At 72.7% G+C, this 10,884-nt stretch carries 10 protein-coding genes and 1 pseudogene; 10 read left to right on the forward strand and 1 reads right to left on the reverse strand.

The features are described 5' to 3' along the window. The 3 genes from FRZ03_RS17630 to FRZ03_RS17640 form a co-directional block, all read left to right on the forward strand. A partial coding sequence (locus FRZ03_RS17630) for an AIM24 family protein (protein ID WP_146466128.1) occupies positions 1-692 on the forward strand: 692 nt, incomplete at its 5' end. 487 nt (positions 693-1,179) lie between these two features. Continuing rightward, complete coding sequence (locus FRZ03_RS17635; RefSeq protein ID WP_146466111.1) at positions 1,180-1,614, forward strand: ribonuclease domain-containing protein; 435 nt, start codon at positions 1,180-1,182, stop codon at positions 1,612-1,614. Positions 1,615-1,788: 174 nt separating this feature from the next. Then, positions 1,789-2,979, forward strand: coding sequence for a cytochrome P450 family protein (locus FRZ03_RS17640; RefSeq protein WP_146466112.1), 1,191 nt, complete (start codon positions 1,789-1,791; stop codon positions 2,977-2,979). Between the two features lie 70 nt (positions 2,980-3,049). Here the strand turns inward: FRZ03_RS17640 and FRZ03_RS17645 are convergent, their stop codons facing one another. Continuing rightward, the gene (locus FRZ03_RS17645) at positions 3,050-4,054 is read right to left on the reverse strand and encodes a Gfo/Idh/MocA family protein (protein WP_146466113.1); all 1,005 of its coding nucleotides are present in this window, start codon (positions 4,052-4,054) and stop codon (positions 3,050-3,052) included. A gap of 118 nt (positions 4,055-4,172) precedes the next feature. Here FRZ03_RS17645 and FRZ03_RS17650 point away from each other — a divergent pair, with 118 nt between their 5' ends. From FRZ03_RS17650 to FRZ03_RS17680, 7 genes and pseudogenes are all read left to right on the forward strand, one after another. Beyond that, the gene (locus tag FRZ03_RS17650) at positions 4,173-4,922 is read left to right on the forward strand and encodes a GntR family transcriptional regulator (protein WP_146466129.1); all 750 of its coding nucleotides are present in this window, start codon (positions 4,173-4,175) and stop codon (positions 4,920-4,922) included. A gap of 213 nt (positions 4,923-5,135) precedes the next feature. Next, positions 5,136-6,140 carry a sugar ABC transporter substrate-binding protein gene (locus tag FRZ03_RS17655; RefSeq protein ID WP_146466114.1) on the forward strand — a complete coding sequence of 335 codons (1,005 nt, stop codon included), beginning with the start codon at positions 5,136-5,138 and terminating at the stop codon, positions 6,138-6,140. Next, positions 6,137-7,192: an ABC transporter permease gene (locus FRZ03_RS17660; RefSeq protein WP_146466115.1), complete on the forward strand. Its 1,056-nt coding sequence runs from the start codon at positions 6,137-6,139 to the stop codon at positions 7,190-7,192. The genes FRZ03_RS17655 and FRZ03_RS17660 overlap by 4 nt, the downstream gene beginning before the upstream one ends. Then, complete coding sequence (locus FRZ03_RS17665) at positions 7,189-7,980, forward strand: ATP-binding cassette domain-containing protein (RefSeq protein ID WP_146466116.1); 792 nt, start codon at positions 7,189-7,191, stop codon at positions 7,978-7,980. Before FRZ03_RS17660 ends, FRZ03_RS17665 begins: the two co-directional genes overlap by 4 nt. A gap of 106 nt (positions 7,981-8,086) precedes the next feature. Further along, entirely contained in the window at positions 8,087-9,232 is a 1,146-nt protein-coding gene (locus FRZ03_RS17670; RefSeq protein WP_146466117.1) for an ROK family glucokinase, read from the forward strand. After that, positions 9,229-9,810 carry a sugar kinase gene (locus FRZ03_RS17675; RefSeq protein WP_146466118.1) on the forward strand — a complete coding sequence of 194 codons (582 nt, stop codon included), beginning with the start codon at positions 9,229-9,231 and terminating at the stop codon, positions 9,808-9,810. The genes FRZ03_RS17670 and FRZ03_RS17675 overlap by 4 nt, the downstream gene beginning before the upstream one ends. Positions 9,811-9,904: 94 nt before the next feature. Next, positions 9,905-10,486 (forward strand): annotated as a pseudogene (locus FRZ03_RS17680) (ATP-dependent helicase); the annotation flags it as partial. Between the last annotated feature and the right edge of the window lie 398 nt (positions 10,487-10,884).

Here is a 10,884-nt window from a genome sequence, read left to right on the forward strand (position 1 = left end):
TGGAGACCCGGCTGTCCGGGCCCGGGGGCGGCGGGCAGCAGCAGGGCGGTTCGGGCGGCGGCATGGGCGGGCTGCTGCGCCAGGCCATGGGCACCGCGATGCAGGTGGGGCAGCGGATGCTGGCCGGCGAGTCGCTGGCGTTCCAGTACTTCACCGCCCAGGGCGGTCAGGGCACGGTCGGCTTCGCCGGGGTGCTCCCCGGTGAGATGCGCGCGCTGGAACTCGACGGCAACCGCGCCTGGTTCGCCGAGAAGGACGCCTTCGTGGCCGCGGAGTCCACGGTCGAGTTCGGCATCGCCTTCGCGGGCGGCCGTACCGGCATGAGCGGCGGCGAGGGCTTCGTCCTGGAGAAGTTCACCGGGTACGGCACGGTGATCATCGCGGGCGCGGGCAACTTCATCGACCTCAACCCGGCGGACTTCGGCGGCCGTATCGAGGTGGACACGGGCTGTGTCGTCGCCTTCGAGGAGGGCATCCAGTACGGCGTGCAGCGGGTGGGCGGCCTCAACCGGCAGGGGCTGATGAACGCCGTCTTCGGCGGCGAGGGCCTGTCCCTGGCCACCCTGGAGGGCAACGGCCGGGTGATCCTCCAGTCCCTGACCATCGAGAGTCTGGCCAACGCCCTGAAGAAGGCGCAGGGCGGCGACAAGCAGGGCCCGACGGGCGGTCTGTTCTCCACGCACGCGGGCTGAGCCCGCCACGGCTTCGGCCACGACCCCGTCGGCCAGAGGTGGCACGCCGGTCGAGCGGCCGGACGACCACCTCGTGTTCCGTCGGCACCAGGACCGCCCACCCCTCACCGAGACGACTGTTTCAGTCCAGTGATCCGGGGTGGCTCGATCCGAGGCAACCCCCTTCCCGCGACGACAGGAACTGTGCCCAAACGTGCGTGACACACCGCAGCCCTCGTTCGCGCCAGGTCGCCGGTGGTCAGGAGGGCGCCTCCTGCCGGCCGCGGTGGAGCCGGAGGCGATCCTGTCCCAGCCGGGGCACGGGGCTCACCCGCGGGCACGCGACCCCCGCGGGTGAGCCCCGCCGGGCATCCGGTGACCGCCCTGTGTCCCTCGTGTGGCGGTCCCGAGGAGGCGGGTGAACTCGCTGAAAAACCAGGTTGATCGACGGCGAAATCTTCGACGGCGTCGTTGACATGTTCTTGTCTACGCGCGTCATCATGACGGCATGCGATTCCCCCCACGCGCCGCTCGGATCGGCGCCGCAGCCGCAGTCCTGTCCGCCCTCCTCGTGGGCGGCACCGTCTCCGCCACCACGGCGGGCGCGGTGCCCGTCCCCGCCGCCACGGCCTCCGCCGTCCCCGCCTCCGCGGCCTCCGTCGGCAGCATCTGCCACAGCGCCCTGCCCCCGCAGGCCGACGACACCCTGGGCCTCATCGCCAAGGGCGGCCCCTACCCGTACCCGCAGGACGGCACGGTCTTCTCCAACCGTGAGGGCGTCCTGCCCGGCCGGCCGTCCGGGTACTACCACGAGTACACCGTCGAGACCCCCGGCTCCTCCACCCGCGGCGCCCGCCGCATCGTCACCGGTGAGCGCAACCAGGAGGACTACTACACCTCCGACCACTACGCCACGTTCGACCTGATCGACTTCGGCTGCTGACCGGCCAGGAGCCTCGCCCCGCGGTCACCCACCCCCACCCATCGGCCGCGGGGCGAGTCATGTCCGGGCCCGGCACGGAAATTCCCGGGAAACGGGCACCGTTGCGGCGCCGCGCGCGTTCTTTCTGTACCGGGAAGCGCCCGGCGGGCCTCGGGGGAGTCCGGAAGGGGAGTCATGGACAGGCGGCAGGTCGTCGATCTGGGGGAGTACGGGGAGGCGTTTCGCCGGGACCCGCATCAGGTGTACGCCCGGCTGCGCGCGGCCGGACCCGTGCACCGCGTCCGGCCGCCGGACGCGGACGCGAGCTACGAGACCTGGCTCGTCGTGGGGTACGAGGAGGCGCGCGCCGCGCTGGCCGACCCCCGGCTCGCCAAGGACGGCGCGAAGATCGGCGTCACCTTCATCGACCAGCAGCTGATTGGCAGGCACCTGCTGACCACCGACCCGCCCCAGCACACCCGGCTGCGCGGCCTGGTCGCCCGCGCCTTCACCATGCGCCGGGTCGAGCAACTGCGCCCGCGCGTCCAGCGGATCACCGACGACCTGTTGGACGAGATGCTGGCGCACGAGGGGGCCGACCTCATCGCCTCCCTCGCCTACCCGCTGCCCCTCACCGTCATCTGCGAACTGCTCGGCGTCCCCGAGATGGACCGCACCGAGTTCCGCAAGATCTCCACGCAGGTGGTCGCCCCGACCGACCCCGAAGCCGAGCACGAGGCGGTCGTCCGCCTCGGCGAGTACCTCACCGAACTGATCGAGGACAAGCGCTGCGCCGGACCCACCGGCGACCTGCTCGGCGACCTGGTCCGTACCACCGCCGAGGACGGCGACCGGCTCTCGCCCGAGGAACTGCGCGGCATGGCCTTCCTGTTGCTCATCGCCGGCCATGAGACCACCGTCAATCTCATCGGCAACGGCGTCCTCGCCCTGCTCACCCACCCCGACCAACTCGCCGCCCTGCGCGCCGACATGAGCCTGATCGACGGCGCGGTGGAGGAGACGCTGCGCTGGGAGGGCCCGGTGGAGAACGCCACGATCCGGTACGCGGCCGAGCCGCTGGAGCTCGGGGGCGTGCGGATCGAGCGGGGCGAACACGTGATGATCGGCCTCACCGCCGCCCAGCGCGACGGCGTCCGGTTCCCGGCCCCGGACCGCTTCGACATCCGCCGCGACACCCGCGGCCACCTCGCCTTCGGCCACGGCATCCACTACTGCCTCGGCGCGCCCCTGGCCCGCCTGGAGGGCCGTACGGCCATCGCCACCCTGCTGGACCGCGCCCCCGGACTCGCCCTGGACGGCCCCCACGGCGAGTGGCTGCCGGGCATGCTCATGCGCGGCCTGCGCACCCTGCCGGTGCGCTGGTAGCCGGGCGCCCGGGGACACCCGCGGAAACCCCCGCCGTGCGACGCCCTCGTACGACGGCCCCGGCGCCCGCCTACGCCCCCGGGACCTCCGCGAGCGCCACCGCCCGCCGCTCCCGGCGCGAGATCTCGCACGCCTCGGCGATCCGCAGCGCCTCCAGCGCCTGTCGGCCGTCGCAGGGGTTGGGGCGCTCGCCGCGCAGCACGTCCACGAAGGCGCACAGTTCGGCCTCGTAGGCGGGGCCGAACCGCTCCAGGAAGCCGGTCCAGGGCTTGTCCGCGGGCGGCGGCCCGCTCGGTTCGGTGGAGGCGAGCGGCGTACGGTCGTCCAGGCCGACCACGGCCGTGTCGTGCTCGCCGGCCAGCTCCATGCGGACGTCGTAGCCGGCGCCGTTCACCCGGGTCGCGCTCGCGGTGGCCAGCGTGCCGTCGTCCAGGGTGAGCAGCGCCGCCCCCGTGCCGACGTCGCCGGCCTCCCGGAACATCGCGGGACCGGCGTCCGAGCCGGTGGCGTAGACGTCGGTCACCTCACGCCCGGTCACCCAGCGCAGGCTGTCGAAGTCATGGATGAGCGTGTCCCGGAACAGGCCGCCGGACAGCGGCAGCCAGTCGGCCGGGGGAGGGGACTGGTCGCAGGTCAGGGCGCGGACGGTGTGCAGCCGGCCGAGCCGCCCGGAGCGCACCGCCTCGCGGGCGCCGGCGTACCCCGCGTCGAACCGCCGCTGGAAGCCCATCTGGAGCACCGTCCCGGCCGCCGCCACCTCGGCGAGCGCCTGGAGCGTGCCCGGCACGTCCAGGGCGATCGGCTTCTCGCAGAAGACCGGCAGGCCCGAGCGGGCCGCCCGGCCGATCAGCTCGGCGTGGGCCGCGGTCGCCGTGGTGATCACCACCGCGTCCACGCCCCACCGGAAGATCTCGTCCACCCCCGGCGCGGCCGTCTCGCCCAGCCGCTGTGCCAGCCGCTGGGCCCGGGCCGGATCGGTGTCCGTGAGGATCAGCGATCCGACCTCGCGGTGACGGCTGAGCGTGTTCGCGTGGAGGGTGCCGATGCGGCCCGTACCGATGACGCCGATGCGCATGGGAACAAAGTGGGGGCGGAGTCGGCGCCCTGTCAATTCCCATGTCAGGACAACCGGACTTCACGACTTCCCGTCAACCCGTCACACGGCTACGCTCGGGCCCGTGCCGAAACCTGTTGTGGACCCGACCGTCGCGCTCGACCTCCGTGTGGACCGTAGCTCGCCGGTGCCGTTGTACTTCCAGCTCTCCCAGCAGCTGGAGGCGGCCATCGAGCGCGGTGGCCTCACCCCCGGCAGCCTCCTGGGCAACGAGATCGAGCTGGCCGCACGGCTCGGTCTGTCCCGGCCCACCGTCCGCCAGGCCATCCAGTCCCTCGTGGACAAGGGCCTCCTCGTGCGCCGCCGGGGCGTCGGCACCCAGGTCGTGCACAGCCAGGTCAAGCGCCCCCTGGAGCTGAGCAGCCTCTACGACGACCTGGAGGCGGCCGGACAGCGTCCGGCGACCAAGGTGCTGGTCAACACGATCGTCCCGGCCTCCGCCGAGATCGCCGCCGCGCTCGGTGTCGCCGAGGGCGGCGACGTCCACCGCGTCGAGCGGCTCCGGCTCGCGCACGACGAGCCGATGGCCTATCTGGTCAACCACCTGCCGCCCGGCCTGTTCGACCTGGACACCGCGCAGCTGGAGGCGACCGGCCTGTACCGGCTGATGCGCGCCGCCGGGATCACCCTGCACAGCGCCCGCCAGTCGATCGGCGCCCGGGGCGCCACCGCCATGGAGGCCGACCGGCTCGGCGAGGCCGAGGGCGCCCCGCTGCTCACCATGCGGCGCACCACCTTCGACGACACGGGCCGCGCGGTCGAGTTCGGCGACCACACCTACCGCCCGGCCCGCTACTCCTTCGAGTTCCAGCTGCTCGTCCGCCCCTGACCGCGCCGTGGGATTCGTCGCATTGTCCGGACAAGGTGACCGGAATCTCCTCCCCGGTCGCACGCCCGTTCCCGCCGATGACCGATACTGAAGTGTTTGGGGCTGGTGAGGTCGCCGCCGGGACACACCGACGGTGAGGTCGCCCGCCCCTTACGCACGTCGGAGCAAGGACAGCTGACACACAGCTGGCGACAGGGAGAAGGGCACGGCCTCGTGGCACGGTTTCGGACCTGGGCAGTCATGGCGGTCGCGGGGGCACTCTCGGTGTCCCTGGCGGGTTGCAGCAGCACCGGCGGGAAGCGGGCCGAGGACGCCCGCAAGGCCGCCGTGGCCCAGGGCAGGGCGGCGGTGAACACGCCCCGCTGGACCTTCGCGATGATCACGCACTCGGGGGACGGCGACACCTTCTGGGACATCGTGCAGAGCGGGGCCAAGCAGGCCGCCGTCAAGGACAACATCAACTTCCTCTACTCGCACGACGACGACGCGCAGCAGCAGGCCCAGCTGGTGGACGCGGCGGTCGACAAGAAGGTCGACGGGATCATCGTCACCCTCGCCAAGCCGGACGCCATGAAGGCGTCGGTGAAGCGCGCCGAGAAGGCCGGCATCCCGGTGATCACGGTCAACTCCGGCTCGGAGCAGTCCAAGGCCTTCGGTGCCCTCACCCACATCGGCCAGGACGAGACCATCGCCGGCGAGGCGGTGGGCGACGAGCTGAACAAGCGGGGGAAGAAGAAGGCCCTGTGCGTGCTGCACGAGCAGGGCAACGTCGGCCACGAGCAGCGCTGCGACGGCGTCGCCAAGACCTTCCACGGCAGCCTGCAGAAGCTCTACGTCAACGGCACCAACATGCCGGACGTGCAGTCCGCCATCGGGGCCAAGCTCCAGGCCGACAAGTCCCTGGACGCCGTCGTCACCCTCGGCGCGCCGTACGCCGACACCGCCGTGAAGGCCAAGGGCGACGCGGGCAGCAAGGCCGAGGTGGACACCTTCGACCTCAACGCCCAGGTCGCGGCCTCCCTGAAGAACGGCACCCTGGGCTTCGCCGTGGACCAGCAGCCGTACCTCCAGGGCTACGAGGCGGTCGACCTGCTGTGGGCCTACAAGTACAACGGCGACGTCCTCGGCGGCGGCAAGCCGGTGCTGACCGGCCCGCAGATCATCACCAAGGACCAGGCGGCCACGCTGGCGGCGTACACCGAGCGGGGCACCCGATGAGCGCGACCGCCGAACGCAGGACCGATGAACAGGTGATCGACGAGAGGCTTCTCCGGACCTCACCGCTGAAGAAGCTCCTCGCCCGCCCGGAACTGGGCTCGGTCGTCGGCGCCCTCGCCGTCTTCGTCTTCTTCGCCTTCGTCGCCGACGGCTTCCTGCGCGCCTCCAGCCTCAGCACCGTCCTGTACGCCTCCTCGACCATCGGGATCATGGCCGTACCGGTGGCCCTGCTGATGATCGGCGGCGAGTTCGACCTGTCGGCGGGCGTCATGGTGACCTCCGCGGCGCTGATCTCCTCGATGTTCAGCTACCAGATGACGGCGAACACCTGGGTCGGCGTCGGCGTGTCGCTCCTGGTCACCCTGGCCGTCGGCGCCTTCAACGGCTTCATGCTCACCCGCACCAGGCTGCCCAGCTTCATCATCACCCTGGGCACCTTCCTGATGCTGTGCGGCATGAACCTGGGCTTCACCAAGCTGATCGACGGCACGGTCTCCACCAAGACCATCGCCGACATGGAGGGCTTCTCCAGCGCCCGCGCCGTCTTCGCCTCCACGGTCACCGTCGGCGGCGTCGACTTCAAGATCACCATCCTGTGGTGGCTCGCCCTGGTCGCCGTCGGCTCCTGGATCCTGCTGCGCACCCGCGTCGGCAACTGGATCTTCGCGGTCGGTGGCAACGAGGACGCGGCCCGCGCGGTCGGCGTGCCGGTGGCCAAGACCAAGATCGGCCTCTACATGGGCGTCGCGTTCGGCGCCTGGATCTCCGGCCAGCACCTCCTCTTCTCCTTCGACGCCGTCCAGTCCGGCGAGGGCGTCGGCAACGAGCTGATCTACATCATCGCGGCCGTCATCGGCGGCTGCCTGATCACCGGCGGCTACGGCAGCGCGATCGGCTCCGCCGTGGGCGCCCTCCTGTTCGGCATGACCAGCAAGGGCATCGTCTTCGCCGAGTGGAACCCCGACTGGTTCAAGTTCTTCCTCGGAGCGATGCTGCTCCTCGCGACCCTGCTCAACGCCTGGGTCCGCAAGCGCGCGGAGGCGACCGCATGACGCAGCCGAAGACACCCACGGCCCTGGTCGAGCTGACCGACGTCAGCAAGCACTACGGCAACGTCCGCGCCCTGGAAGGCGTGTCCCTCCAGGTGCACGCGGGCGAGATCACCTGCGTCCTCGGCGACAACGGCGCGGGCAAGTCCACCCTGATCAAGACGATCGCCGGACTGCACCAGCACGACGGCGGCACGCTGACCGTCGACGGCGAGGAGACCCGCCTCGCCTCCCCGCGCGACGCACTGGACCGGGGCATCGCCACCGTCTACCAGGACCTGGCCGTGGTGCCCCTGATGCCGGTCTGGCGCAACTTCTTCCTCGGCTCCGAGCCCCGCAAGGGCAGCGGCCCCTTCAAGCGCCTCGACACCGGCCTGATGCGCCGCACCACCCGCGAGGCGCTGCTGCGCATGGGCATCGACCTGCGGGACGTCGACCAGCCCATCGGCACCCTCTCGGGCGGCGAACGCCAGTGCGTCGCCATCGCCCGCGCCGTCCACTTCGGCGCCAAGGTCCTCGTCCTCGACGAGCCGACCGCGGCCCTGGGCGTCAAGCAGTCCGGCGTCGTCCTCAAGTACGTCGCCGCGGCCCGCGACGAGGGCTTGGGCGTGGTCCTGATCACCCACAACCCCCACCACGCCTACCTGGTCGGCGACAGGTTCGTCCTGCTGCGCCGGGGCACCATGGTGGGCAATCACACACGCGACGAGATCACCCTCGACGAACTGACGCGCCAGATGGCGGGCGGCTCCGACCTGGAGGCCCTCCGCCACGAACTGCAACGCAGTTGAGGCCCGGAGGGGCGCCGCGGTCGACCGGGACACCCCCGGGATCGCCCGCCCCTCCGCCCCGCCCTGTACGACACCCCTGCCGCGGGTGAGGCAGAATCGACCAACGATGAGCACCTATCGCGACCTCACCGCCCCCATCGGCTCCCGCCGGGCCCCTGTGCTCCGCACGGTAGGGACCAGGGAACGCCGATCCCACCTGACCGCGCCCCGGGTGCCCACCGTCGGCATCGACATCGGCGGCACCAAGGTCATGGCGGGCGTCGTGGACGCCGACGGCAACATCCTGGAGAAGCTCCGCACGGAGACCCCGGACAAGTCCAAGAGCCCCAAGGTCGTCGAGGACACCATCGTCGAGCTGGTCCTCGACCTCTCCGACCGGCACGACGTGCACGCGGTGGGCATCGGCGCCGCCGGCTGGGTCGACGCCGACCGCAACCGCGTCCTGTTCGCCCCCCACCTGTCCTGGCGCAACGAACCGCTGCGCGACCGCCTCAGCGGCCGCCTCTCCGTCCCGGTCCTCGTCGACAACGACGCCAACACGGCCGCCTGGGCCGAGTGGCGCTTCGGCGCCGGACGCGGCGAGGACCACCTGGTGATGATCACGCTCGGCACCGGCATCGGCGGCGCCATCCTGGAGGACGGCCAGGTCAAGCGCGGCAAGTTCGGCGTGGCCGGCGAGTTCGGCCATATGCAGGTGGTACCCGGCGGCCACCGCTGCCCGTGCGGCAACCGCGGCTGCTGGGAGCAGTACAGCTCCGGCAACGCGCTGGTCCGCGAGGCGCGTGAGCTGGCCGCCGCCGACTCGCCGGTCGCCTACGGGATCATCGAGCACGTCAAGGGCAACATCGGGGACATCACCGGCCCGATGATCACCGAGCTGGCCCGCGAGGGCGACGCGATGTGCGTGGAACTGCTCCAGGACATCGGCCAGTGGCTCGGCGTCGGCATCGCCAACCTGGCCGCCGCCCTCGACCCCTCCTGCTTCGTCATCGGCGGCGGCGTCTCGGCCGCCGACGACCTGCTCATCGGCCCCGCCCGGGACGCGTTCAAGCGCCAGCTGACCGGTCGCGGCTACCGCCCCGAGGCCCGCATCACCCGCGCCCAGCTCGGCCCCGAGGCCGGCATGGTGGGCGCCGCCGACCTGGCCCGCCTGGTCGCCCGCCGCTTCCGCCGCGCCAAGCGGCGCCGGGTGGAGCGGTACGAGCGCTACGAGCGCTACGCCCAGGCCCGTCGAGAACGGGACACCGCATGACCACCTCCCTGCCCCGCCAGGCCGCCCCGCCGGGCCCCGCCCGGCGGCCCCCGGAGAACCCCCGCCACAAGGCGAAACGCCGGGCGCTCACCCTGCTGATCATCGTGCTGCTGATCGGGGTGCCGGCCGGCTATCTGGTGATCTCGGCCAACCAGAGCCGCAACAGCGGCAAGGACAAGGAGGCCAAGTACTCCGCGACCGGCCTCACCGCGGGCTCGCCGTCGAAGGTGCAGCGCCGCCTCTACCAGGTGAACGTCCCGCACCCCGCCGACCGCATCGCCTCCTACGAGACGAACAACTGGAAGACCAGCCGCCTCTACGTGCAGTTCCGCACCAACCAGGCCGGTCTCGACAGCTTCCTCCAGTCCATCGGCTCCCGCAGGGACGAGCTGAGGAAGGGCGACATCGCCGTCGGCGCCCGCGACCGCAAGGTCAGCGGCTGGAACTTCGGCGGACCCGGCTCCTGGTTCGGCCTCACCCGCACCCAGAAGAACCCGGCCCCCACCCAGGACGTGGTCGTGAACATGGCCGACCCGACGTATCCGATGGTGTACGTGGTGTCGCGGACGGTCCCGTAGCGGACCGCGGACCGGGCGGCCGGGGCCGTTGTCAGACCCCGCCCGTAGAGTCGGAGACGGTCCGATCCGACGTACGGGAGGAGGTGGCGAACGGATGAGCGGCACGGCTGCGGTGACCGAGCACACGGGAGGCTCCCGGGACACGGTCCCGGCGCGCCTCGCCTGTGTCTATCTGCCCGCGCCCCTCCCGCGCGAGGGCCGCCTCGCCTTCTGGGACCCCGCGGGCGACCCCCTGCCCGCCACGGTCGGCGACCCCGGCGAGCTGACCGTCGTGCGACCCCACGGAGCCGGGGTGCGCCGCAGGCGGGTACCCGCGCTGACCCTGCCGCTCGACCGGGCCCTGCCGCTGCTGGTCCACGCCCGCCGCGACCGCGCCGCCCACCCGGCCACCGCCTGCTGGGGCGCCGCCGCCCTGCACGCGCTGCGGCTCGTCGCCCGCGGCCGCCTGCTGCCCGGCCTCACCCCGGGCGGCCACGACGCCTGCCGCGCCGGCCCGCTCGAACCCGACGACATCGCCCACCTGCCCCCGATCCCCGCCGCCCTTCCCCCGGAGCGCCACGCCGCTCCCCTGCCCGGCCCCGGGCCCCCGCGGCCACGGCGGGCCCGCGCGGCGCCCCCCGGCCCTGCGCGAGGCGCGGCGGCGGGCGCGGACGGGTCCCGACGCGCCGGCGAGCGGGGCCGCGGGGGACCGTACTGCGCCCGGCGCGGAGCCGTACGAGCCGTACGAGCCGTACGAGCCGTTGGAGCCGGACACGTCGAGCCGTGGTGAGGGCCCCGGCGAGGACCCGAGCACCGCGGGTGACCCGGCGCACGGCGACGGCGCGGGCCCTGATGCGGGCCGCGCCGGTGAGCCGGACGGCGACGACTTCGCGGACCCCGGGGACGCCGGTCCCGGTGGCGTGGCCGGAGCCGAGGAGGCCGTGCGCCTCGGGGACGGCTCCCGTCCGGACGGCGCGGGCTCCGGTGCCGCTGCCCCGTGCCGGCCCGCCGATGCCGCACGGGCCGCCCTGCGCGCCGCCACCGACAACAGCGTGGAGCGCCCGGAAGCGCAGAGCGCGGACGACGCCCCGGAAC

The sequence above is a fragment of the Streptomyces misionensis genome (assembly GCF_007896895.1).
Lineage (GTDB): Bacteria > Actinomycetota > Actinomycetes > Streptomycetales > Streptomycetaceae > Streptomyces > Streptomyces misionensis_A.

Coding starts and splice junctions, on each gene's coding strand:
- FRZ03_RS17635 (WP_146466111.1), top strand. CDS start 1,180: ATGCGATTCCCCCCACGCGCCGCTCGGATCGGCGCCGCAGCCGCAGTC.
- FRZ03_RS17640 (WP_146466112.1), top strand. CDS start 1,789: ATGGACAGGCGGCAGGTCGTCGATCTGGGGGAGTACGGGGAGGCGTTT.
- FRZ03_RS17645 (WP_146466113.1), bottom strand. CDS start 4,054: ATGCGCATCGGCGTCATCGGTACGGGCCGCATCGGCACCCTCCACGCG.
- FRZ03_RS17660 (WP_146466115.1), top strand. CDS start 6,137: ATGAGCGCGACCGCCGAACGCAGGACCGATGAACAGGTGATCGACGAG.
- FRZ03_RS17665 (WP_146466116.1), top strand. CDS start 7,189: ATGACGCAGCCGAAGACACCCACGGCCCTGGTCGAGCTGACCGACGTC.
- FRZ03_RS17670 (WP_146466117.1), top strand. CDS start 8,087: ATGAGCACCTATCGCGACCTCACCGCCCCCATCGGCTCCCGCCGGGCC.
- FRZ03_RS17675 (WP_146466118.1), top strand. CDS start 9,229: ATGACCACCTCCCTGCCCCGCCAGGCCGCCCCGCCGGGCCCCGCCCGG.